Origin of the sequence: Streptomyces sp. NBC_00400, from assembly GCF_036048035.1 — a bacterium.
Lineage (GTDB): Bacteria > Actinomycetota > Actinomycetes > Streptomycetales > Streptomycetaceae > Streptomyces.
Genome location: NZ_CP107940.1, coordinates 3670508 through 3693666, shown reverse-complemented (window position 1 = coordinate 3693666; position 23159 = coordinate 3670508). Strand labels below are relative to the sequence as shown.

The window sequence follows — 23159 nt, the reverse complement described above, 5'->3', positions numbered from 1 at the left end:
TCACCTCACCCCCTATCCCAGGGACCGAGACCAAGGGACCGTCCATGGCCACCAGCCGACTGCTCCGCACCTCCGCCGCTCTCCTCGCGGCCACCGCTCTGCTGATCTCCGGCTGCTCCTCGGGGAGTTCTTCCCCCGACGACGAGGCGTCCCCGGGCCGCACCACGGAGGCCGGCGCCCAGCGCCCCGCCGACGAGCCGACCCTCGCGCCCCTCCCGGCCTCGACCCCGGCAAGCCTCCGGCCGTACTACGACCAGAAGCTGAGCTGGCATCCCTGTGCGAGCAGCGGTTTCGAATGCGCCACGATGAAGGCGCCCCTGGACTACTCCCACCCCGGCGGGGGCGACATCAAGCTCGCGGTCGCCCGCAAGAAGGCCACCGGCGCGGCCGGCCACAGGCTCGGCTCCCTCCTGGTCAATCCGGGCGGCCCCGGCGGCGCGGCGATCGAATACCTCGAGCGGTACGCGCCACAGCCCGCCGCGGTCCGTGCGCGCTACGACATGGTGGCGATGGACCCGCGCGGCGTGGCCCACAGCCAGCCGGTCGAGTGCCTCACCAACAAGCAGATGGACCGCTACACCGAGACCGACCAGACCCCGGACTCACCCGCCGAGGTCAACAAGCTCGCCACTGCCTACCGCGACTTCGCCAAGGGCTGCGCATCCCGCTCCGGCAAGCTGCTCTCGCACATCTCCACCGTCGAGGCCGCCCGCGACATGGACCTGCTGCGCGCTGTCCTGGGCGACAAGAAACTCACCTACGTCGGTTCTTCCTACGGCACCTTCCTGGGCGCGACCTACGCCGGCCTCTACCCCTCCCGCGTCGGCCGCATGGTCCTCGACGGCGCGATGAACCCGGAACTCGACGCCCGCGCCACCAACGTCCAGCAGACCGCCGGCTTCAACACCGCCTTCACGGCGTTCGCCGAGGACTGCATCCAGCGCAAGAACTGCCCCCTCGGCACCAAGAGCACCGAGGACGCAGCCAAGCAGCTCTCCGCCCTCTTCAAAAAGCTGGACGCCCACCCGGCAGCCACGGGCGAGGACCGCAAGCTCACCGAATCCCTCGCCACCACCGGCGTCATCGCCGCCATGTACGACCAGCGCGCCTGGCCCCTCCTGCGCGAATACCTCGCCCAGGCCAAGGCCGGCAACGGCCGCGGGCTGCTCGCCTTCTCCGACAGCTACTACGAGCGCAGCCCGAACGGCTCCTACAGCAACCAGATGTACGCCAACCCCGCCGTCAACTGCCTCGACCTCGCGCCCGCCTTCACCGGCCCCGGCCAGGTCCGCGCGGCCCTGCCCAGCTTCCGCAAGGCCTCCCCGGTCTTCGGCGACACCTTCGCCTGGGCCGCCGTGAACTGCGCATACTGGCCGGTCAAGCCCACCGGCACCGCCCACCGCATCGAGGCCAAGGGCGCCGCCCCGATCCTCGTCGTCGGCACCACCCGCGACCCGGCCACCCCCTACAGCTGGGCCCAGGCCCTCGCCTCCCAGCTCTCCAGCGCCACCCTCCTCACCTACGAGGGCGACGGCCACACCGCCTACGGCCGCGGCAGCAAGTGCATCGACTCCACGATCGACGCCTACCTCCTCGACGGCACCGTCCCCCCGAAGAACAAACACTGCAAGTGACCCACCTCACACCTCCACGCCTCACTTCCCGCCCACCCCTGACCAGCTCCTAAACCGGTTACAGAGCACCCCTCCGCGATGTGTAGACTGGGCCGCGCACCACGCCGCCTTAGCTCAGTTGGCCAGAGCAACGCACTCGTAATGCGTAGGTCTCGGGTTCGAATCCCGAAGGCGGCTCCGTGGAAGCCCCAGGACTCACTCGCCGTGACCTGGGGCTTTTGCTTTTGCCGGAGGGGGTGGCGACGCCGGGAGCTCTCCGTGCGGGTGGCGACGGTCTCCGTTCTGGTCTCAGGGGGCCGGCCGGACGGTGCTGCCGGGTGGCAACCGCTTCGGTTTCCTGGGCCTTGAGCACCCGTCCGACGCCGAGGCGGGACTCCGTCACCGGACGGCACGGGGGCCGGGCCCGGGTCGACGGCGGCCCGGCGTGGCACAGGCGATCGTACGGTTCGTAGCCGTGCTGGTGCGGGGCGCGAAGGGACGCAGGACGGACCGGCGGCATGTCACCACGGCCCGTACGCCGAGTGCGAGCAACAGTGTGGCTGCGACGGCACCCACCGTGAGCACGACGTCCTGGGTGCAGGGGAGTTGGCTCCAGGACGCTGTGCCGGCGTAGCCGACGCCGGCCTCGGTGCAGGCCCAGGCGACTCCTGCCGTCGCGCTGAACGGGGCCAGGCGGCGGTAGGGAATCCCGGCGGCGCCGGCCGCATGCGGTGCCAGGGTGCGGACCAGTGGTACGAAGCGGCAGACCGGCAGGGTGTGGCGGCCGCGGCGGCGGATCGCGCCATAGGCCCGGTCCCAGGCCGGTCCCGGTATCCGGCGGCCCGAGCGGCCGGTGCGCAGGCCGTCGCCGAGCCGGTGTCCGGTCCGGTGCGCCTGGAAGTCCCCGAGGACGGCGCCGGCCGCGGCGCAGGCGATGACGGCGGGCAGCGTCAGCGTGCCCGCGTACGCCAGGCCGCCCGTGACCAGCAGCAGTCCGAGGGTGGGCACGAACGGGCCGAGGAAGAGCACCGACTCCAGCGCCACCAGCGTGGTGATCACGGGGTACGCGGCCGGGGGCGGCACCGCCGTCAGCAGGTCGCCGGGCGTCATCGTCATCGCTGAGCGAGAGAATCCGGGTCCGCGATGTCTGCACACGGCCGGGGTGCCCTCAGGTGCGTCACCCGGGCGGGCGGCAGATTGCGCCATGCGACGCCGCCACCGTCCCCGCCGCCGTAGCGGGCGGAGAACTCGGCCAGTACAGCCGCCACTGCGCGGTACCGGGCGGCCTCGGTGCGCTGGGCGAACAGGGTCCGCAGGGACAGCGTGCCGAGATAGCTGAAGAAGGTCAGATGCCCGCCAGGGACCAGGGCGGCCATGTACCGCTCCAGCAGGGAACGCACCATGTCGGGGGCGAAGTTCATGAAGGGCAGACAAGAGACGATCACGTCGTAGCTCTTCGGGGGCAGCGGCGTGTGGCTGATCGACTCCGGGACGATCCGGATCTGTTCGGAGGCGGCGGCCAGCACCGGGTCCGTGCGCAGCGCCCCGGTCAGCAGCTGTACGAACCGGGGGTTGACCTCAACGGTGTCCAGCCGGTCGCCAGGACCGATGCGCTCGGCCAGCGCGCGGGTGACCGTACCGGTACCCGCGCCGACCTCCAGGACACGCAGGGGGCTGCGGCCGCTGGGGGCGGGCAGCGGCGCGGCGAGCCGCTGGGCGAGGGGGGAGCCGCTCGGGGCGACAGCGCCGGTGGTCTGCCGGGAAAGGACCGACTCCCGGAAGAACGCGACGGCGGCATGGCGCTGTCGAGGACCGGTGAGGGCGGTGGTCCCGGGAGGGGTTGGGGCAGTAGCCGGTGTCTGGTTCATGCTCACCACGCTAGGAAGCGGCCGGCCCTGTTCCATCGGCCGTTCCGCCGCGGCCACCCGGTACGAAAGTAGGGGGTGCCGACCGCCAATCAGCCAAGCCGGCAAGGGAGTTGCCCACCTATGCTGACCTGGTGAACAAGGTGAGGGGCCGGGCCTGGCCGTGGTGGGCCGAGGCGCTGATGACCTGCGTCGTCGGAGCGGGAGGGGTGCAACAGGCGTATGTAGCTGCGGGGGGCACGCTGCTCAGCCCCCGTGTCGGGGCGGCCGTGGTGCTGACCCTCGCTCGCCGAACAGGTCCACCGCTTGCGGGTGGAGCGCGAACTCCGCGCAGAGCAGGCCAGGTTGGAGGAACGCACCCGGATCGCCGCCGAGATGCACGATGTGCTCGCCCACCGGCTCACGGTCATCGCCCTGCACACCGGTGCTCTCAAGCAGCGGGCCGCCGACCTGCCCGGGCCGGTGGCGAACCGGATCGGCCTGCTGCGCACCGCGTCCACCGAAGCGCTCGGCGATCTGCGGGACGTACTGGGTGTGCTGCGCGGCCACGACACCGGGGAGACACCGGCCTCACGGGTACCCGGTCTGCCGGAACTCTCGACGGTGATCGACGAGGCGCGGGCGGCTGGAGCGCCGATCGAAGCCGTCATTGAGGGCGACCCCGGCTCCGTACCGGCCAGCCACCGGCTCGCCATTCACCGACTTGCACAAGAAGCCCTGACCAACGCCCGCAAGCATGCCGCCGGAGCGACCGCACAGCTTGAGGTGCGCTACGGGCCGCCGCAGTCCACCGTGGTGATCCGCAACCCGGCCGGAGCCTCGTCCGAGGCCGCGGCCGAGGGTTCCGGCTACGGCCTGGTCGGACTGGCCGAGCGGGTCGCCGCGCTCAACGGCCATCTGGAGTACGGTCCTACGGGATCGGGAGGCTGGCGGGTGGCCGCCACCATCCCGCTCGACGACCAGCGCAGCAGGGGGGCGGCGTGATCCGGACGATGATCGTCGACGACGACGGCCTGGTGCGGCTGGCACTCGCCGACATCCTTCAGGACGCCCCCGGCATCACCGTCGCCGCACAGGCCTCCGACGGCCGGGAAGCCCTCGAACGGGCCACCGTGCAGCGCCTGGACGTCGTGCTGATGGACGTGCGGATGCCCCACATGGACGGTATCGAGGCCACCAGGCGGCTGAGCGCGCTGTCCGAGCCGCCCAAGGTCGTGATGCTCACGACCTTCGACCTGGACCAGTACGTCTACGACGGGCTGGCCCCCGGCGCGGTCGGCTTCCTGCTGAAGGACACCGACCCTGCGGAGATCATCCGGGCCTTCGAGGTCGTCGCCGACGGGCAGGCGATGCTGCACCCCTCTGCCGCCCGACGACTCATCGCGCACCATCACCACACGGCGCACGGCGCCTCGGCCGCTGCCCGGGCCCGGATGGAGCGCTTGACACCGCGCGAGACCGACGTGCTCGGGCTCCTGGCCGGCGGTGCGTCCAACGCTGAGATCGCCACCGGTCTGGGTATGCGGGAGAGCACGGTGAAGGCGCACGTCAGCCGTATTCTGGCCGCCCTCGAGGTGGACAACCGGGTGCAGGCCGCGCTGTGCGCCAAGGATGCCGGGTTGATGTGCTGAAGGACACGTCGATCCAGCAGGCGTAGCGAAGATCACCTACGACCGCTGCTGGGCGGGAGCAGTACCTTGAGGACGCGGTCGCCGGCTCACCGTGTCGAGCCGCCGGGCGCAGCACCTGAGAGATCGTCAGCTGGCTGCGGGCCGCCGGAAAGTCGCCCGGTCTGGATCGCCGGCAAGACTGCTGCAGGAACGGTGGGGACCCAAGGGGACGACACCGGATACTCGCCTGCGGCTGCGTGATCCCGACCGGGCGGCCGGCGCCTGGTTCTTCGGGTTCTCCTTGGTGTCTGTGCTGCTCATGCCCGTGTTAACCGGACGTTAGCAGTGCGGCAGGCTTGCGATAGCGGTCCCGGTCAGGGTGGGTGACGTACCGAGGAGACGGCGACACCGAACTGCCCCAGGGGACCCGAAATGAGCTCCAGCGCCACTGTCCCACCGTTCGTCGCCGCACCCGGCGCGCTGTCGGCACGCGGAGCCCTTGAGGTGGTGTTCGGCCGGCTCGTCAACGCGACTGCGACGGGCCCCGGTTCGCGGGTGGGGTGTGAAGATCAGGCGTTGTGGGGTGGCTCCGGGTGCCGGCTTGATTCGGGGCCGCCCGGACCCGGGACCGGCAAGCGAGACGGGCGCAGTGGTCACCGCGTGAGCCCCGGCCTTTCGTCAGCGGGAGCAGATCACGTGGCGGGTGCGGCGGTTGGCGGCGGGCGATGTGCGGCGCGGGGGCGTGCCGTGCCGCCGGGCGGGCGTGGACGGGCCGGTGGCGGAGAAAGCTGGACTGCCGGCTCGTCATCGTGCTGCGGGGTGACGAGCTGATGGAGGAGATCGCGGACCGGCGGGCGGAGGTGACGCGTCGTCAAGGAGCCCTTGTCGTACCGCCGCAGGCGCTGTGCCACGAGACGATCGCCGGGGTCGTGGCCGGCCGGTTCGAGGCCACCGGTGCGCAGCCGCGCCGGCCCGGCGAGAACCCGCTCGGCCGGCTCGTCGCCGGGAAGGCCACCGCCGGGGCGACGTCCGAGGAAGTGGCGACGGTGCTGTTCCTCAGCCCGCGCACGGTCGACGCACAGCTGCGCAACGCCTTCCGCACACCGGGCCTTTCCCCGCGCCGCCGGCTGCGGGAGATGCCCCTGTATCCATCGGGCGTCATATGGCGCAACCGTCCGGGCCACGTAGTTTTCGCCGAGGTGCCGGTGCCCTTCGGCGCGGCATCGTTGGTACCCGCCATCAGGGCGTCGGCCCCCGAAGCAGGAAACACAGGCTCAATGATCACACTTGCGGCTCCACCGGGCAGCACGGAACTCGTGGCCGGGCAGGCGCGGGTGCGCGGGGCGGCGACCGGCTGCGACATCGCCGGCGTCCTCGGCGCGCACGCCGACGGCAACCAGCGGTTCAGCGGGTAGACGGTGCGGACACCTCCCCCACCCCTACCGGTCGACTCGCACGGGGACGCGCTGGCGGCCCTGCGGAAAAGGGTGTTCACCGGCAGAGCCGCCGAACTGCGGCTGCTGCGGGAGCTGCTGCTCAGCGACCGCCGGAGCTGCTTCGTGGTGTGGCTGCACGGCATGGGTGGCATGGGCAAGAGCACCCTGCTGCGCCGGTTCGCGGACGAGGCGACGGCGCACGGCAGGACCGCCCGCTGGGTCGACATGCGGGGCACGGATCCGACGCCGGAGGCGTTCTTGGCCGCGCTGGAGGCGCAGGGCCCGCTGGAAGAGGCGCAGGTGCTGCTGGTCGACTCGGCGGAGTCGCTGGGCGCGCTGGAGCAGTGGCTGCGCGACGAGTTCCTGCCGCGCATGCCCGCGCATGTGCTGGTCGCGGTCGGCGGCCGGCGGCCCCCGTCGGCCGAGTGGCGCACCGACGCGCAGTGGTGGCACGCGCTGCGCAGTGTGGAGCTGGACGGCATGGACGAAGCCGAGGCCGCGCAGCTGCTGCACCACCGGGACGTGTCCGGGCCGGCCGTCCCTGACCTCGTACGGGCCGCACACGGACTGCCGTTGGCCCTGGCGCTCTTCGCCGACGCGAGGGAGCGTGCCACGCGGGCCGGGGAGCCGTACCGCGGCTGGGAGTTGGGCGACTCCCCCGACGTGGTGCGCGAGCTACTGCGACTGCTGCTGCGGGAGAGCCCCTCGCCGGACCGGGCCGACGCGCTCCGCGTGCTGGCGCTGGCCCGGGTGACCACCGAGGAACTGGTGCGGCACACGCTGGAAGTTCCGGTGGCCGAGGCCCGGACGCTGTGCGCCTGGCTGAGCGGACTGTCGTTCGTGCACAGCACCGCTGACGGCCTGGTCCCGCACGACCTGGTGCGGGAAGCGCTGGTGGCCGATCTGCGCTGGCGCAGCCTGGAGACGTACGAGCGCCTCTTCCGCCGGCTGCACGCGCACCTGGCCGAGCGGCTGGCGGAGCGCGGGGGCGGCCGCTGGGTATTCGGTGCGGGGCTGGCCTACCTGGGCCGGACGAACCGGATCGCGCGGGAGGCGGTGGACTGGCACGGCGCGGACCGTCAGCAGCTGCGGGCTGCCCGTCCGGCGGACCTGGACGAGGTGCTGGCCGCGATCGAGAAGGAGCACGGCTGGGCGGCCGGCCGCCTGGCCCGTCAGTGGTGGAACCACCAGCCGGCGGCCTTCATCGTCGCGGAGGACGGCCGCCGCCGGATCACCGGCGTGGTCGTCGCGCCCTGCCTTGAGGCCGGTGCCACCGGGCTGCCCGACGATCCGGTGGCGCACGCCGCGCTGGAGCACGCGGCCGACCGGTCGCCGCTGCGGCGCAACGAGCGGTTGCTGCTGGGGCGTTGGAGCACCGGCGGCGCGGCGGTGGCCTGCGGCGCGTTGACCACGCTGTGGGCGACCACGCCCGGCCTGGCGATGAGCTGGACGTGCACGGCGCAGGACCAGCGTGCGCTGTCGTCGCTGCTGGAGCTGTACGGGCAGCAGCGCACGACCCCGGTCGACGGCCCGGACGGCGAGCGGGTGTCGCCGTTCGTGCAGGACTGGCGCAGCGCACCCTTCGACCGCTGGGCCGCGGCGCTGCGTACCCGGCTGCTGGCCGACGAGCCCTCGGCGATCCCCGCGCCGGTCACCGACGGGGCGGCTCCCGTCATGCCGTGGCCGCAGTTCGCGGATGCCGTCAAGCACGCCTACCGCAGCGCGCTGAACCCGCGGCAGCTCGCGGAGAGTGCGCTGCTGGGGACCCGGCTGGTGGCACCCGGCGCGGACCCGGCGGCGCTGCGCACGGTGCTGACCGAGACCGTGGCGCAGTTGCGTGCGCTGCCCGGACAGCGGCAGTTAGGCGACGTTTTGGAGATCACCTATCTGAACGGGCCGCGCAGCCAGCAGGCCGCGGCGAGCCGGGCGTCCCTGTCCTTCAGCACCTACCGGCGCCGGCTGTCCGCCGCGCTGACGAGGGCGGCGGAACTGCTGCGCGAGCGCGAGCTGTACGGGTCGGTGCCGCGGTGAGGCCGCACCCGGCCCGGGGCGGGGCTGCGCGAACCGGTGAGCAGCGGCTGAACCGGTTCTGAGGGACGAACAGCAGGTCCCCGCGCACGGTCGGGCGGTCGACGAGGCCGTCCCTGGCGTGTGACACCACCGCAAACGCGGCCTGCGGACGGTGGGTTGCCGCAGACATCATTCCCCCACGGCCTTCGTGCGGGTCCTGTGGTTCCTGTGGGGCCTTGGGTCCGGAGCACAGGAACAGACGAAGACGGCCTTCGCCCTGGTCCTGTGCCCCTTGGACCGGAGCACAGGACCGGACGAAGGCCGTCTTCACGTCCCCGGAATCCTTGTACGAGCGATCACGTTCGGGGAATCGTTCGAGGCCAGACCGTCAAGAACAAGCTCAGCGCATCCACTCGATGTAGTAGTTGGGGAGCCCGGGCTGGGGGTCGCTTTGGCAGGTGGCCTCGTGGTACTGGGGGTTCAGCGCCAGGTCGCTCTTCACCTGGTCGACGCACTTCTGAAAGGAGTCGAACTGCTCGCCACCGACCTGCACCCAGCCGTCATTGGGCTTGGTGTCGGCGAAAGCGGCCGTGGCGGTCAGCGGCATGGTGACCGCAGCGGCACCCACGGCGAAACCGAGAGCGATACGAGTGCGCCAGGACTTCATGAAATCCTCCGTGTGCTACTTCAAGTCGTGTTCCGCACAGCTCTCTTGGAGAGACGCCGCGGCCGAAAGTCCCCGGCTCTGTGCGTCGTTCACCTGGTTTGATGCGCGCACGGGGACGGAAGTTCACCGGGGGCGGGTTTTTTCCGGGGTGTGTTTCGGGCCGGTGCCGCCCGGGTCCGGGAGCAGGCGCTCCCGCAGGCGCGGTGGACGGCTCGGGAGCGCCCGGCAGGGGCCGGCCGGTGGTCACCCCGTCGTCAGCCGGGCCTCCTGGGGCAGGTCCGCGGGCAGCAGCAGCCGCAGGTCGTCCAGGCTGGGTGCGGCGATCGCCCCGATCCGGCGGGCCTGGCGCGTCATCATCGCCTCCAGCGTCTGCCGCGAGGTGCGGGCATTGCCGAACGAGCGGTCGCGCGGCAGCCGGTCCAGGTAGGCGTGCAGCGCCTCGCGGGTCTCGGGCGCGCAGTCGTAGCCGGAGGCCGTCGCGTAGCGGCTCATGATCTCCACCAGCTCGTCGGTGGAGTAGTTCCCGAACTCCACCGTGCGCGCGAAGCGGGAGGCCAGGCCCGGGTTGGAGGCCAGGAAGCGGTGCATCTCCTCGGTGTATCCGGCGACGATGACGACGATCTCGTCGCGGTGGTCCTCCATCAGCTTCAGCAGCGTGTCCACCGCCTCCCGGCCGAAGTCGGAGCCGGCGTTCTCCGGCGTGAGGGTGTAGGCCTCGTCGATGAACAGCACGCCGCCCAGGGCACTGTCGAACGCTTCCTTGGTGAGCTGCGCGGTGTGGCCCACGTAGCGGCCCACCAGATCGGCGCGGGCCACCTCCACGAGCCGGCCGGAGTTCAGCACCCCGAGGGAGTGCAGCAGGTCCGCGTAGAGCCGGGCGATGGTGGTCTTGCCGGTACCGGGCGGGCCGGAGAAGACCAGATGGTGGCTGATCTTCGGGACGGGCAGGCCAACGGCCTGCCGCTGCCGGGTGGCCGAGAGCAGGTTGACCAGGTCGGTGACCTCCTGCTTGACGGCGTGCAGGCCGATCATGGCGTCGAGTTCGGCCAGCAGTTCGGCGGAGCCGCGCCCGTCCGCGGCCTGGGCGGCCGCCGCCTGGTCCGCGACGTCCTCGGGCAGCAGGAGCGACAGGTCGGCCTCGGCCGGGTTGTCCAGCGAGCCGAGCCGGTACGCCTGCCGGTCCACCATCTCCTCGAACACCTGGCGTGCCGCACGGCCGTTGCCGAACCCGGCGTCGCGCGGCATCCGCTCGTAGTGCCGGGCGAGCGCGTCCAGGGTGCCCGGGTCCAGTGCGTAGCGGTGCGCCTCGCACATGCTCTCGGTGATGGTCACCAGCTCGGCGACGGAGTAGTTGGCGAACTCGATGGTGCGGGTGAAGCGGGAGGCCAGACCGGGGTTGGAGGTCAGGAACGAAGCGATCTCCTCGGTGTATCCGGCGACGATGACCACCACGTCGTCCCGGTGGTCCTCCATCAGCTTCAGCAGCGTGTCGATGGCCTCCCGGCCGAAGTCGGCACCGGAGCCCTTGCCGTCGGACAAGAGGGTGTACGCCTCGTCGACGAACAGCACGCCGCCGATGGCCTCGTTGAACGCCTCGGTGGTCTTGATGGCCGTACCGCCGATGACCTGGGCGACCAGATCGGCCCGGGAGACCTCCACCAGATGGCCGGAGGGCAGCACGCCCAGCTCGGCCAGGATGCCGCCGTAGAGCCGGGCCACGGTGGTCTTGCCGGTGCCGGGCGGGCCGGAGAAGACCAGGTGGCGGCTCATCGGCGGGGCCGGCATGCCGAGGCTGGCACGGCGCTGCGCGAGCTGGTTGAGGTTGATCAGGGTGCGCACCTGGTGCTTGACGTCGCCCAGCCCGATGAGCGACTCCAGCTCCGCCAGCGGGCCCTGCGCCCGCTGTTGCCCCGACCCGCTGCCGGCCCCCTCGGCGGCGAGGTCGCCCGCGCTCTCGCCCCAGGAGTCCGGGGCGGTGTTGCCGCTGCTGTTGAGCCCCTCGACGGTGAGCCGCTCGGTGGCGCGGGTCTGCTTGAGCCCGGCGCCGCGGTTGTCCCGGACGGCGCAGTCGGTGAGGGCGACCTGCTCGGAGCTGTCGATCCGGGCGCCGTCGCCGGTGCTGCCGCTCAGCTGGCAGCCGTCGAGCGCCGCCCGGCCGCCGTTGGCGACCAGCAGGCCGTGCGCCCCGGAGCCGGTCACGTGGGTGCGGCTCGCGGTCAACTCGCCGCCGCTGTCCACGTGCAGGCCGGCTGCGTGGACGGCGTCGATCTCGCAGTCGCGTACCGTGCCCCGCCCCTCGGATCCGATGTGCACGCCGGCCTGGCCGGTGGAGCGCAGCACGGTGTCGGCCAGCTCCGGCGCGCCGCCGTTCGCGATGTGCACGCCGGCGCCCTCGGAGCGCTCGACCGTGCAGCCGTGCAGCCGGCCGCGGCCGTCCTCCAGGACCTCCACTCCGTGGCCCCCGGCGCCGGTGATCCGGGCCTTGCTCAGCAGCGGGTTGGCGCCGGTGCGAATGGAGACGCCGACGCCGGACGCGTCCAGCACCTCCAGGCGGTCGAACTCCGCCGAGGAGTCCTCGGCCAGCAGGACGGCGGCCGTCTTGTCGGCGCACTCGCGCACGGTGGTGCCGGTGAGCAGCGGGGCGCTGGACCCGGCCACCCGGATCGCGGCGACGGCGGCGGTGTCGAACCTGCAGCCTTCCAGGACGCCCCGGGAGCGCTCCGTCACCGCCAGCCCGTTGCCCTTGGTCCGCGCGGTGCCGCAGCGCAGCAGCTCCGGGTCGGCGCCCTGGGCCAGCACGATGCCGGGGCCGCTGGTGTCGGTGACCGTGACCTCTTCCAGGATGGGCCGGGAGCCGCTGGTCACGTAGACGCCCACCGAGGTGTCGTGCACGGTGGTGCGCACCACGCGGGTGGCGGACCGGCCCTCCAGGGCGATGGCCGGCTTCTCGGTGCCGGAGATGTCGCAGTCCTCCACCCGGCCCTGCGCCTCGCCGTTGGCCAGCACGCCGTTGCCCTGCGCGTCCCGGATCCGGCAGCCGCGCACCGTGGTGCGGGCCTGTTCGCCGAGGACGACGCCGGAGGTGCCCAGGTGCTCGATCAGGCAGTCGGCGACGACGCTGTCGGTGGGCGCGGTGTCCACCACGCCGGCGCCCTCCGGGTTGGAGACCCGGCAGTCGCGCATCGCCAGCGAGCCGGTCTCCCGGGCCAGGACCGCGGTCCAGCCCGAACCCACCACGGTGCAGCCGTCCATGGCGACCTGGCCGCGCGGCGCGTCCACCACCGGCAGGTCCTCGCTGCCGCCGCGCAGCATCAGGTCGGTGAGCATCACGGCGTCGGCCACCAGCACGACGGCGGTGCCGCGCGCCGGGCAGATCTCCACGCTGCCGCGCTCGCCGTCGGCGACGATGGTCAGCCGGGTCTTGACGGTGAGGTTCTCCCGGTAGCGGCCGGGCTTGACGCGGATGACGGCTCCGGTGCGCGCCTGCGCCAGGGCCCCGCCGATCGTCGGGAAACCGTCCGTCCCGTCCGGGTCGACCCTGAGCAACTGCCGTGACACGCTGGGACCTCCTCGTTGTGGTGCTTGCCGGCCCCGGTGACCCGAGAATGTGGGGGCTGTGGTTGCGGTCAGAGGGACGCGCACGTGAGCAGGCTACGGGAACCCGGCCGCCATCAGCCAGGCGTGACCGAGGAGTTCACGTCCTACCGGGCCTCCCGCACTGCCGAACGCGGGTAGGTGCCACGTACCATGCGCGCATGCGACGCGCACTCTCACACCGTCATCCGGTGGCACGGGCGGTGGCCGCCGCACTGCTGGCCGCGCTCACGCCGGCCGCCGCAGCGGCGCCGGCCGCCGCCGCCGACATCCAACTGCCCACCGTCACCCCGGTGCTGCCCGCCGGCGCGTCGTGCGCCAAGGCGTCGACCGACAAGGCCGAGAAGCAGCCATGGACCCGCCGGCCGCTCGGGCTGTCCCAGGCCTGGAAGTTCAGCGAGGGCGCCGGGGTGACCGTCGCGGTGGTGGACACCGGCGTCGGGACCGGTATCCCCGCGCTGTCCGGCCGGGTCGAGGCGGTCGGTGACGCGGGCGAGGACTGCGTGGGCCACGGCAGCTTCGCGGCGGGCCTGATCGCCGCCGCACCCGGTGCGGGCGTGGGGGTGGCCGGGCTCGCGCCGCAGGCCCGGATCCTGGCGGTGCGCGGCACGGACACCCGGGGCGAGACGACGGCCGGCCAGCTCGCCGACGGCATCCGCACGGCGGCCGACCGGGGAGCCGGTGTCATCTACGTCGGGCGGGCGGTGGCCACCGGCAAGGACGAGCTGACTGCCGCCGTCGCGCACGCGGCCGAGCGGGGCGCCCTCGTCGTCGCTCCGGTCGTCCCGGACACCCTCCCGAAGGACAGCAACACCGGCAAGCCGGTGCAGCCCGCGCCCTGGTACTGGCCCGCGTCCGCGCCCGGAGTGCTCTCCGTCATGGACTACGGCCCCGACGGGCAGCGTCCGCAGGACGCCCCGCGGGCGCTCAACGCGGACCTGGCGGCCCCGGGCGACGCGGTGGTCAGCGTCGGGCCCAAGGGCGACGGCCACTACTTCGGCTCCGGCTCCTCGCTGGCAGCCGCGCATGTGGCAGGTGCCGCAGCCCTCGTCCGTGCCCGGCACCCGAAGATGACGGCCCAGGACGTCGCCCGCCAGCTCACGGTGGCCGGCTACCCGGACGACCCGCCGCGGCTCGACCCGTACGCGGCACTCACGACGCTGCTCACCGACAAGCAGGGCACCGCACCCCGGCAGGCCGCGGCGCACGTCCCGGCGGCGGCGCCGAGCGGGCCGCAGAACCGTGCGCTGCTCATCGCCGGAGCGTGCGGCGGGCTGGTGCTGCTGGTGGCCGGCGGCGCCGTGGTGATCCCCCGGGGCCGGGCCAGGGGCTGGCGGCCGGCCGGGGCGCCCGAGGCCGGGCATCCGGCCCCCGCAAGCGGCGGGGGCCTGTAGGGACGCCGCCCCGGCGGGCCGGTGAGGCGGCCGGCCGGGTCTCGGCCGGCCCGCGGCAACCGGCCGTGGCCCGCTCGGCCGTTGTCGTGCTCGCGCCTCGTTCCCCTTCGCTCCCGGCTCGTCGTCGTGGGCGCGGGCTGACCTCGTGCTGGATATGTCCTGACCTTGTGGTGAGCATCGTGATGTTCCAGCATTGCGCCCATCACGCCAGTGATGGCGCGCTTGCGCGCAGATGCTCCGTAGGACCGGGCGGTGCTCTATCCCGTCATGGTCGCTACGTTGTGACCGAAACGGGAGAGAAGTCATGTTCAAGACCGCACTGGCCGCAAAGGCCGGTCTCGGCGTCCTCGCCACGGGAGCCCTGGTCCTCGCCATGGCGGGTCCGGCTTCCGCTGAGACCCGTCTCCTGCCCCACCACACGGCATCCCTCCAGGAGTGCCAGACGCTCGGTAACCAGGCTGCCCAGCAGGGTTTGCTGACGGGGTTCGACTGTGTCGACAACGGCTTTGAGGTCATCATGTACCCCTGGTGACCGGTTCATTTCCTCACGACCGGTAGGACCGCGTCTTCCTCTGCCCCGGTGTCACGCCGGGGCAGAGGTTTTTCAGGTTTCCGGGGCGCGTGCACCCTGGAAGGGTTCGCCGCGGAGCAATCCTCCGGGGAATGACCCGCTGTCGTCGCCCGGCCGGCGCCGGTTCCCGCCGGTCAGGCGACCGGCGGCCCCGTGAGATAGGTGCCGTGGCGGTCGTACGGCCACGGGTTCGGCACGCAGCCGTGCAGCCCCTTTATCTGCTGCATCATCACGGGAGCGGGCCGGCCCGGCGCGGGGCATGACGCGTGTCCGTGCCCGAGGAAGTGTCCCACCTCGTGGTTGATCGTCAGCGCGTGGTAGCCGGGCAGGCTGTGCTGGTAGTACGGGTTGGCCAGCAGCCAGCGCTTGATGTTGACCACCACGTTCTTGCCGACGCGGCAGTTGACCTCGCCCCCGGTGTCGAGGCCGCCTTGCCCGCAGATGCGGTCCACGGTGCCGGGCGTGGCGACGACCACGGTGAAGTCGTGTGCGCCGCTGGTGACTTGCTGGAAGGAGGCCTCGCCACCGGCCGTCCAGCCGCGAGGATCGGCCAGGATCCGATGCACCTCGTCCGAGAGCGCCTTCGGGGTCTGGGCCAGGTTGTTCTCCACCTTGACCTCGTAGCGGAAGAACCGGCCCGCGGTGCCGATCCGCCCTCCTGAGGCGGTCGCCATACGGAATTCCCCGGGGCCGTCCGCCGGGTAGCGCGCATCGGAGTCACCCGGCGGCGACGCGGTCGCCTCGCCGCCGGCCCACCCGGGATGGTGCTCCGAGACGAACCCGACGCCCAGGACCGCGGCCGCGGCGGCCAGCGTGACACCGCACACCGCCAGCAACACGGAGCGCGACCGCGAACGCCGACGCCCGTTGCCCTGCGACGGCGGGGCGGATGACATCGATGACTTCCCGTCGGACCGCGGCTTGCTCATCGGTTGCGTCCGGTGTTCGGTGTGCGGGCGCCGCCGGCGTGCCAGGCCATGCGCCCGCGCGCCCCGGTGGTGCGGGTGACGCCGGTGTTGCCGTATTGCTCATTCATCGTGCTCTGCCCCATCCGCAGAGGCCGCTTCAGCCTCCTGCGGTATGTCAGATGCACGCACAGCAAGAAATGTTCACGGGGAACCGCACCGGATCGTCGTGGCGCGTGGCGCGTGGCGCGTGGCGCGCGGCCCGGCGGGCGGCCCTCCCGCCGGGCGCGGCACTCACTCCCCGTCGTCCACGAGTGCTGTCTGCACCTGGGTCGCCTTCCGGCGGACGACGTGGGTGGCGCGTCCCGGCGGCATGGTGCGGCCCTTGATGTTGCCGATGAGGTAGCCCTCGGTCGGCGGGCAGGACAGCAGCAGGGCCGGGGTGTTGACCTCCTGGAGGCGCCGCATCAGATGCTCGGTCAGTCCGCGGCTGGCGCCGGCCGCCGAGCGGGCGACCACCATGTGCAGCCCGACCTCGTAGCCGAGCGCGAGGTGCGAGAGCAGCGGGTCGAAGGGCGCGTTGCCGATGCCGGTGCCCAGCATGTCGTAGTCGTCGACGAGGATGAACAGCCGCGGCCCCGTCCACCAGTCGCACAGCCGCATCCGGGCCGGGGTGATCTCCTCCCCCGGCAGCCGGGTGCGGACCGCGCGGGCGGCGCCGTCGACCAGGTCCTTGAGCGCGTCGATGGAGACGGCGTGCCCGAGGCGGTACTCGTCCGGGATCGCCTCGACCAGGTCGCGGCGGTAGTCGACCACCATGATCCGGGCCTCGGCCGGGGTGTAGCGGTCCATGATGGCCTTGGCGGTCAGCCGCAGCATGTTCGTCTTGCCGCTCTCGGTGTCGCCCACCACGAACAGGTGCGGGTTTTCGGCGAAGTCGTGCCAGACCACGGAGAGTTCGTTCTCCTCCAGACCGATCGGCATCCGCATACCGCCCTCCGGGGCGGGCAGCTGCCCGGCGGGCAGCCGGGTCGGCAGCATCCGCACCTGCGGGGTCTGCTGCCCTGGCCAGCTCTCCTTGAGGGCGGACACCAGGCCGGCCACCCCGTCGGCCAGGTCCTCGGCGCTCTCCATGCCGTCGATGCGGGGCAGCGCGCCCAGGTAGTGCAGCTTGCCCTCCCGGGTCAGTCCGCGGCCGGCCAGCCTCGGGACGGTCGAGGCGCGGCGGGTGTCGATCTCGGAGTCCATCGCGTCACCCATCCGCAGCTCCAGGTGGGTGGCCGCCTGATCGCGCACGCCCGCGGAGAGTTCGACCCAGCGGGCCGTGGTGACGATGAGGTGCACGCCGTAGTTGAGGCCGCGGGCCGCGATCCCGTTGAACGTCTGGATGTAGCGGTCGAAGTCCGCCCGCACCGTGGACCAGCCGTCGATGACCAGGAACACGTCGCCGTAGTGCTGCTCGGGGAACTCCCCGGCGGCCCGGCGCCGGCGGAAGGTCGGCATCGAGTCGATGCCGTGCTCCAGGAAGAACCGCTCCCGCGCGCTCAGCAGCGAGGTGATCTCGGCGATCGTACGGCCCACCCGCTCGCTCTCCAGCCGCGCCGCGACGCCGGCCGTGTGCGGCAGCTCGGACAGCGAGGCCAGCGTGCCGCCACCGAAGTCGAGGCAGAAGAACTGCACCTCGCGCGGGGTGTGGGTGACGGCGAGTGCGGTGAGGATGGTGCGCACCAGGGTGCTCTTGCCGCTCTGCGGGCCACCTGCGATGGCCACATGGCCGCCGGCCCCGGACAGGTCGACCGTCAGCAGGTCGCGCATCTGCTCGAAGGGCTTGTCGACGATGCCGATGGGCACGGTCAGCCGGCCGCGGCCCGGCCAGCCCACGGTCGTCAGCCCCAGCTCGGGGTCGGGGGTGAGCGGCGGCAGGATCTGGTCGAGGGTGGCGGGCCGGTCCAGCGGCGGCAGCCACACCTGGTGGGCGGGCGGGCCGGCGTCACGCAGCCGGTCCACGGCGACGGACAGCAGGGTGTCACCGCTCTCTTCGTCCGGCTCCGGCTCGGGTTCCGGAAGGTCGGGCAGCTGGCGCGGCACCACGTAGCCGGAGGTCCACGGCACGGTCTGGCTGGCCACCCGGGCCTGGTTGGCGCTGGAATGGCGCTCCTGGTACGGGCCGGAGACATAGGCGGCGCGGAAGCGGGTCAGCGCCTCCACCCCTGACTTGAGGTAGCCGCTGCCCGGCTGCGGCGGCAGCTGGTAGGCGTCCGGCACACCGAGCACGCCGCGGCTCTCCATGGCGGAGAAGGTGCGCAGCCCGATCCGGTAGGACAGATGGCTCTCCAGCTGGTGCATCCGGCCCTCGTCCAGCCGCTGCGAGGCGAGCAGCAGATGGACGCCGAGGCTGCGCCCGAGCCGCCCGATCATCACGAACAGCTCCATGAACTCCCGGTGCGCGGCCAGCAGCTCGCTGAACTCGTCGACCACGACGAACAGGCTGGGCAGCGGCTCCAGCGGGACGCCGGAGGCGCGCGCCTTCTCGTAGTCGAGCGCCGAGGTGTAGTTGCCCGCCGAGCGCAGCAACTCCTGGCGCCGCATCAGCTCGCCGTGCAGCGCGTCCTGCATCCGGCCCACCAGCGCGGCCTCGCCGGCCAGGTTGGTGATGACGGCCGAGGTGTGCGGCAGCTCGTCCAGGCCGAGGAAGGTGGCGCCGCCCTTGAAGTCGACGAGGACGAAGTTGAGTGTCTCGGAGGAGTTGTTGAGCGCCAGCGCCAGCACCAGCGTGCGCAGCAGCTCGCTCTTTCCGGAGCCGGTGGCCCCGATGAGCATGCCGTGCGGCCCGGTGCCGCCCTGCGCCGACTCCTTGATGTCCAGCTCCACCGGGGCGCCGTCGGCGCTCACCGCGATCGGCACCCGCAGCCGGGCGGGGCCGGTGCTGCGCTGCCAATGAGCCTGCGGTTCATGGCGGGACAGGTCGGATATGCCCAGCAGCGTGGTCAACTCCAAGGTGGTGGACAGCGGTGCGGAGGTGTCGGCGCCCACCCCCATCCGGTACGGGGCGATCCGCTTGGCCAGTGCGGTGGAGCCGGTCGGCCCGAACCGGTCGGGACGGCCGAGCCGGGTGGTCTGCTCCTTGCGCTCGCGGTCGGTGCGCACCAGCGAGAAGTCGTCCTCGGACACGTCGAAGCGCAGCGTGACCCGGCCCGGCCGCCAGGTCAGCGCCCCGCTCAGGTCGAGGACCACGGTGTTGCGGAAGCCGGAGCCGTCCAGCCGGTGTCCGGAGGGGACGCTCCCGCCGTCCACCACGATCACGGTGAAGGGCTCCTCGCGCCCGGCGACCGCCTCGGGGTCGAACGACGGGCGCTCCAGGAACTCCGCGCCGAGCAGGTCCTCCAGCTCGTTGAAGGCGGAGACGAACATCCGGGCCGGGCCGGCGCCGTCGCTCTCCTGCGGGTGCAGGTTGTGCGGGAGCCACTTGACCCACTCCCACTCGGCGCGCCGCTCATCCGACACGCACAGCGCCACCCACACGTCGTCCGGCGCGTGGAAGGTCGCCAGCTGGGCGATCATGGCGCGGGCCAGGGAGCGCATGCGCTCCTCGTCACCACGCAGCAGCACCCGGGCCCAGGCCCGCAGATAGATGGCGATGGGCTGCTCGGGCACGGTGGCGTAGGCCCGGATGAAGCTGCGCAGGGCATGCGCGGACAGCGGCTCCAGGTCCTCCACGGGGGTGGTGGCGTTCGGCGTCAGCCGCAGACCCAGCTGCTGGTCGCCCACGGCCACCCGGACCTCGCCGAAGTCCTCGTCCTGCGGGCGGCGTTCCCACAGCCGGGTGGTGCCCACCACCGACCACAGCGCGGCCGGCTCGGGGTGCCGCCAGGCCAGCGCCTTCTGCTGGTCGGCCACCGCGGCCCGCACCTTGCGCCGGGTCTGGGTGAGGTAGCGCAGGTAGTCCCGGCGCTCGCCCTTGAGCCGCTGTTTGCGCTCACTGGACTTGCGCATCATCTGGCCGACCATCATCGCGCCGGACGCCACCACCATGATGCCGACGGCCAGGTACATGAAGTGGCCCCCGGAGGAACCGCCCGTGCCCGGCCGCATGAACATCAGCATCATGGAGACCGACATCATCGCCATGGGCAGATAGGTCCACACGGCGGAGCTGTCGGGCACCACTTCGGGCAGTGTCGGCGGCTCCTGGAGGGTCAACTCCCCTTCGGGCATGTCCGGGCCGCGGCGGCGGGCCGGCCTGCGGAACAGAACCACACTCAACGGACGGTCTCCTCACGGGCAATGCTGCGCGGCACAAGGGCATCTTCGAGGGCGGGAAGGGTCGTTGTCAGAATTGCCGTGCTCATTCTTGTGTCAATGCGTGGCCAACATGCCCTTTCTTCTGCCCACTCTGTCCAACGGGACTATCGGTTCGCTCCTTTCCCCCGTACGGTCGAAAGCACCGTACGGCGAATGCCCGACAACACCACGTGTGGGCGGGAGTTCACCTTCGCCCGCACCAAAACCGATCGACCCAGCCACCCTCATACGGGTCCGGAGCACTTTCCGAATCCGTCCGGAGAAGCGTGAGCCAGCCCCATGAGTGATATCCAGACGGCCGGACTGTGCCGTCTGACGGTCCGCGCGCCCGGCAAGAGCGTCGACCTCGCGGTACCTTCCGACGTGCCCGTGGCCGACCTGCTGCCCGCCGTCGTCGGCTACGGCGGTGACGACCTCGAAGAGGCGGGGATCGACCACGGCGGCTGGGTCCTGCAACGGCTGGGCGCCGAGCCGATGGACGAGGAACGCACCCTCGACTCCTACGACCTGCGCGACGGCGAGACCCTCTACCTCAGGCCGCGCACCGAGGCGCTCCCCGAGGTCCACCTCGACGACCTGGTGGACGGTATCTCCACCACCATGGCCGCGAGCCCCTACGGCTGGACCCCGCAGGCCAGCCGCCGGCTGCTGCGCGGCCTCGCGGTCCTCGCCCTCACCGGCGGACTGGCCGTCCTCGCGCTGCCCGGCGGATCGGTGGGGCTGCGCGCGGTGTGCGCGGCAGTGGCCGGTCTGCTGCTGATCGCCGGCGCGGGCTCGGCCAGCCGCGCCGTCGGCGACGCCGGAGCGGGCGCGGCACTGGGCGCGATGGCCGCGCCCTACCTCGCGTGCGCCGGCTGGCTGCTGCCCGGCGGCGAGCTGACCGGTCCGGACGCCCACGCGATGGTGGGCTTCCGGCTGCTGGCCGGCTGTGCGGCGGGCGCCGGCGGCGCGATCGTCGTCCTCGCGGCGGTCTCCGCCTTCGCCTCGCTGTTTCTCGGTATCGCCGTCGTCGCGGTGTTCGGCGCGCTCGCCGGGGCCCTGATGCTCACCGTGGACCTCGCACCGCACCAGGTCGCCGGGGTCGTTGCCCTGGTGGCGGTGATCCTCGGCGCGTTCGTCCCCTCGCTGTCCTTCCGGATGTCCGGGCTGCGGATGCCGCCCCTGCCCACCAACGCCCAGCAGCTGCAAGTGGGCATCGAGCCGCACTCGCCCAGCGGCGTCGCCGCTCGCGCGGTGCTCGCGGACGGCTGGATGAGTTCGCTGTACGGGGCCGTGGGCGCGGTCTGTGCCGGCTGCCTGGGAGTGCTCGCGTGGTACGCGGACCTGGCCGCCTCGATCATGGTCGTGGCGCTGTCGCTGCTCCTGCTGCTGCACGGCCGCGGTCTGGGCAACGCCTGGCAGCGGCTCTCGCTGACCCTTCCGGGCGCGGTGGGCCCGCTCCTGCTGATCCTCGCCTGCGCCGTCTCCTTCGCACCCGAGGGGCGTCCGCTGGTGGTGGTCGCGCTGCTGGCCCTGGCCGCCGCCGTGGCCATCGCCTCCTGGACGGTGCCGGGCCGCCGGCTCGTGCCCTACTGGGGCCGGGCGGCGGAGATCCTGCACACCCTGGCTGCGGTCAGCCTGCTGCCGCTGGCGCTGTGGGTGCTCGGCGTGTACGGCGCCCTGCGCGGGCTGATGGGCTGAGACGGGAGGTGTGAGCGATGCAGGACAAACGGGACCAGGTCCAGGCGCACCTGTTCATCATGGGGCGGCTGACCTCCGGCATGCTGCGTGCCGACCCCGACGCGCCGGAGAGCCCGCAGGGCCGCACCAACCGCGGGATCGCGATCAGCGTGCTGATCGCGGTACTGATCTGCGCCGGAGCCTTCGTCTTCGGACTGATCAAGCCCGGTACCAAGGAGTCCTGGCGGGCCCCGGGCACACTGGTCGTCAACAGGGACACCGGCGCCCGCTATCTCTTCCTCGGCGGCAGGCTGCGGCCGGTGCGCAACTTCACCTCGGCGCGGCTGCTGGCCGGCGACCAGATGAAGGTCATGACGGTCGGCGGCCAGTCGCTGGACGGCACCCCGCACGGCGCACCCGTCGGCATACCGGGTGCCCCGGACGACCCGCCCGGCACCGGCAACCTGGACGACGGCCCGTGGCAGGTGTGCTCGGGAACCGGCACCGGCTCGACCGGCACCACGGTCGCCGTGGGCACCGAGCCCGACGGGCCGGGCCTCAAGCAGGGGCAGGGACTGCTGGTCACCGGCCCCGACAAGGACAACTACCTGGTGTGGCAGGGCCGCAAGCTGCGCCTGGACGGCAAGGCGAACGCCCTCGCGGCACTCGGCTACGGCGCGGAGAAGCCCGTGCCGGTGTCGGCCGCACTCCTCAACTCGCTGCCCACCGGCCCCGATCTGACCCCGCCCGAGGTACCGGGCCTGGGCGACGCCGGACCGGCGCTGGGCGGGGGGCAGACCCGGGTCGGCGAGATCTTCAAGGTCGCCGCCTCCGGCGCGCGGGCCCGCTACTACCAGCTGCGCAAGGAGGGCCTGGCCCCGCTCACCGCCACCGGCGCGGCGCTGGTGCTCGGCGACCCGGAGACCAAGCAGAAGACGTACGGGGGCGGTTCGGCCGCCGCGCGCAGCCTGGGCACCGATGCGCTGAACGGGAATCTGGCGAAGGACCCGGGTCCGGCCGACCGCGCGGAGGGCATGCCCGAGGCGCCGCCGGAGCCGGTGGACCTCGGCACGGGGCAGACGCCGTGCGTGGGGGTGCGGTCGGGCGGCGACGGTACGCGGGTGAGCGTGACCCTGGCCGACCCCCGGGAGCTGGGCCCCACCGCGCAGGCGTCGACGGAGGGGATGGTCCCCGCGTGTGTGACCGTCAACCGGATCGCCGTGCGACCGGGCCGCGGTGCGCTGGTGCACGCGCTGGGTGCCGACGGCAGCGATGTCGGCAGCACGCTGTATCTGGTGACCGACACCGGAATGAAGTACCGGCTGCCGTCGCAGGAAACGCTGAAAGCGCTCGGCTATACCGGGGCCCGCGCACAGGGACTTCCGTCCTCACTGCTTTCCATGATTCCGACCGGGCCGGATCTCACGCCACAGGCGGCGAGTTCCGGGAACGGTAAATCGACGGCACCGAAGTGCGGGAACCAGCGGAAGACAACACAGCCTCGGCAGCCGGCGGAATGAAGGGCGGGCGGTG

Annotated in this window: 15 protein-coding genes and 1 tRNA gene; 10 read left to right on the top strand and 6 right to left on the bottom strand. The window is 72.4% G+C overall.

Features of this window, described 5'->3' with window-relative positions; genetic code table 11:
• The first annotated feature begins 44 nt into the window (after window positions 1–44).
• Together OHS81_RS15950 and OHS81_RS15945 are read left to right on the top strand one after the other, a co-directional pair.
• Window positions 45–1634, top strand: coding sequence for an alpha/beta hydrolase (locus tag OHS81_RS15950; protein WP_328385428.1), 1590 nt, complete (start codon window positions 45–47; stop codon window positions 1632–1634).
• 103 nt (window positions 1635–1737) lie between these two features.
• Window positions 1738–1811: transfer RNA gene (locus tag OHS81_RS15945), tRNA-Thr, on the top strand.
• A gap of 201 nt (window positions 1812–2012) precedes the next feature.
• Here the strand turns inward: OHS81_RS15945 and OHS81_RS15940 are convergent.
• Together OHS81_RS15940 and OHS81_RS15935 are read right to left on the bottom strand one after the other, a co-directional pair.
• Window positions 2013–2729, bottom strand: a complete 717-nt coding sequence (locus OHS81_RS15940) for a DedA family protein (RefSeq protein WP_328385427.1) — start codon at window positions 2727–2729, stop codon at window positions 2013–2015.
• Complete coding sequence (locus OHS81_RS15935) at window positions 2726–3481, bottom strand: class I SAM-dependent methyltransferase (RefSeq protein WP_328385426.1); 756 nt, start codon at window positions 3479–3481, stop codon at window positions 2726–2728. The genes OHS81_RS15940 and OHS81_RS15935 overlap by 4 nt, the downstream gene beginning before the upstream one ends.
• A 342-nt stretch (window positions 3482–3823) precedes the next feature.
• Between OHS81_RS15935 and OHS81_RS15930 the strand changes: the two genes are divergently transcribed.
• From OHS81_RS15930 to OHS81_RS15915, 4 genes are all read left to right on the top strand, one after another.
• Window positions 3824–4462, top strand: coding sequence for a sensor histidine kinase (locus tag OHS81_RS15930; protein ID WP_328385425.1), 639 nt, complete (start codon window positions 3824–3826; stop codon window positions 4460–4462).
• Window positions 4459–5109 (top strand): response regulator transcription factor, encoded by a 651-nt coding sequence (locus tag OHS81_RS15925; protein WP_328385424.1) that lies wholly within the window; start codon window positions 4459–4461, stop codon window positions 5107–5109. Before OHS81_RS15930 ends, OHS81_RS15925 begins: the two co-directional genes overlap by 4 nt.
• Before the next feature lie 788 nt (window positions 5110–5897).
• Window positions 5898–6503: a hypothetical protein gene (locus tag OHS81_RS15920; RefSeq protein ID WP_328385423.1), complete on the top strand. Its 606-nt coding sequence runs from the start codon at window positions 5898–5900 to the stop codon at window positions 6501–6503.
• Between the two features lie 72 nt (window positions 6504–6575).
• The gene (locus OHS81_RS15915) at window positions 6576–8555 is read left to right on the top strand and encodes an AAA family ATPase (RefSeq protein WP_328385422.1); all 1980 of its coding nucleotides are present in this window, start codon (window positions 6576–6578) and stop codon (window positions 8553–8555) included.
• Between the two features lie 379 nt (window positions 8556–8934).
• Here the strand turns inward: OHS81_RS15915 and OHS81_RS15910 are convergent, their stop codons facing one another.
• Together OHS81_RS15910 and OHS81_RS15905 are read right to left on the bottom strand one after the other, a co-directional pair.
• On the bottom strand, window positions 8935–9201 hold the full coding sequence (locus OHS81_RS15910) for a hypothetical protein (RefSeq protein ID WP_328385421.1): 267 nt from the start codon (window positions 9199–9201) through the stop codon (window positions 8935–8937).
• Between the two features lie 243 nt (window positions 9202–9444).
• Window positions 9445–12759, bottom strand: coding sequence for a right-handed parallel beta-helix repeat-containing protein (locus tag OHS81_RS15905; protein WP_328385420.1), 3315 nt, complete (start codon window positions 12757–12759; stop codon window positions 9445–9447).
• 197 nt (window positions 12760–12956) lie between these two features.
• On the opposite strand from OHS81_RS15905, the gene OHS81_RS15900 reads away from it, so the two are divergent.
• Window positions 12957–14189 carry a S8 family serine peptidase gene (locus tag OHS81_RS15900; protein WP_328385419.1) on the top strand — a complete coding sequence of 411 codons (1233 nt, stop codon included), beginning with the start codon at window positions 12957–12959 and terminating at the stop codon, window positions 14187–14189.
• A 304-nt stretch (window positions 14190–14493) separates the two neighbouring features.
• Entirely contained in the window at window positions 14494–14721 is a 228-nt protein-coding gene (locus tag OHS81_RS15895) for a hypothetical protein (RefSeq protein WP_328385418.1), read from the top strand.
• 173 nt (window positions 14722–14894) lie between these two features.
• On the opposite strand, the gene OHS81_RS15890 is transcribed toward OHS81_RS15895, so the two are convergent.
• Window positions 14895–15656, bottom strand: a complete 762-nt coding sequence (locus OHS81_RS15890) for a DUF3152 domain-containing protein (RefSeq protein WP_328385417.1) — start codon at window positions 15654–15656, stop codon at window positions 14895–14897.
• Window positions 15657–15959: 303 nt separating this feature from the next.
• The gene (gene eccCa / locus OHS81_RS15885) at window positions 15960–19922 is read right to left on the bottom strand and encodes a type VII secretion protein EccCa (protein WP_328391193.1); all 3963 of its coding nucleotides are present in this window, start codon (window positions 19920–19922) and stop codon (window positions 15960–15962) included.
• A gap of 324 nt (window positions 19923–20246) precedes the next feature.
• Between eccCa and eccD the strand changes: the two genes are divergently transcribed.
• The gene (gene eccD, locus OHS81_RS15880) at window positions 20247–21647 is read left to right on the top strand and encodes a type VII secretion integral membrane protein EccD (RefSeq protein ID WP_328385416.1); all 1401 of its coding nucleotides are present in this window, start codon (window positions 20247–20249) and stop codon (window positions 21645–21647) included.
• A gap of 17 nt (window positions 21648–21664) precedes the next feature.
• Window positions 21665–23146: a type VII secretion protein EccB gene (gene eccB, locus OHS81_RS15875; RefSeq protein ID WP_328385415.1), complete on the top strand. Its 1482-nt coding sequence runs from the start codon at window positions 21665–21667 to the stop codon at window positions 23144–23146.
• Window positions 23147–23159 lie beyond the last annotated feature (13 nt).

What these genes read in the sequence shown, in the direction of transcription:
- OHS81_RS15950 (WP_328385428.1), top strand. Translation starts at nt 45, where the DNA reads ATGGCCACCAGCCGACTGCTCCGCACCTCCGCCGCTCTCCTCGCGGCC.
- OHS81_RS15895 (WP_328385418.1), top strand. Translation starts at nt 14,494, where the DNA reads ATGTTCAAGACCGCACTGGCCGCAAAGGCCGGTCTCGGCGTCCTCGCC.
- OHS81_RS15910 (WP_328385421.1), bottom strand. Translation starts at nt 9,201, where the DNA reads ATGAAGTCCTGGCGCACTCGTATCGCTCTCGGTTTCGCCGTGGGTGCC.
- eccB (WP_328385415.1), top strand. Translation starts at nt 21,665, where the DNA reads ATGCAGGACAAACGGGACCAGGTCCAGGCGCACCTGTTCATCATGGGG.
- OHS81_RS15935 (WP_328385426.1), bottom strand. Translation starts at nt 3,481, where the DNA reads ATGAACCAGACACCGGCTACTGCCCCAACCCCTCCCGGGACCACCGCC.
- OHS81_RS15900 (WP_328385419.1), top strand. Translation starts at nt 12,957, where the DNA reads ATGCGACGCGCACTCTCACACCGTCATCCGGTGGCACGGGCGGTGGCC.
- OHS81_RS15940 (WP_328385427.1), bottom strand. Translation starts at nt 2,729, where the DNA reads ATGACGATGACGCCCGGCGACCTGCTGACGGCGGTGCCGCCCCCGGCC.
- eccD (WP_328385416.1), top strand. Translation starts at nt 20,247, where the DNA reads ATGAGTGATATCCAGACGGCCGGACTGTGCCGTCTGACGGTCCGCGCG.
- OHS81_RS15890 (WP_328385417.1), bottom strand. Translation starts at nt 15,656, where the DNA reads ATGTCATCCGCCCCGCCGTCGCAGGGCAACGGGCGTCGGCGTTCGCGG.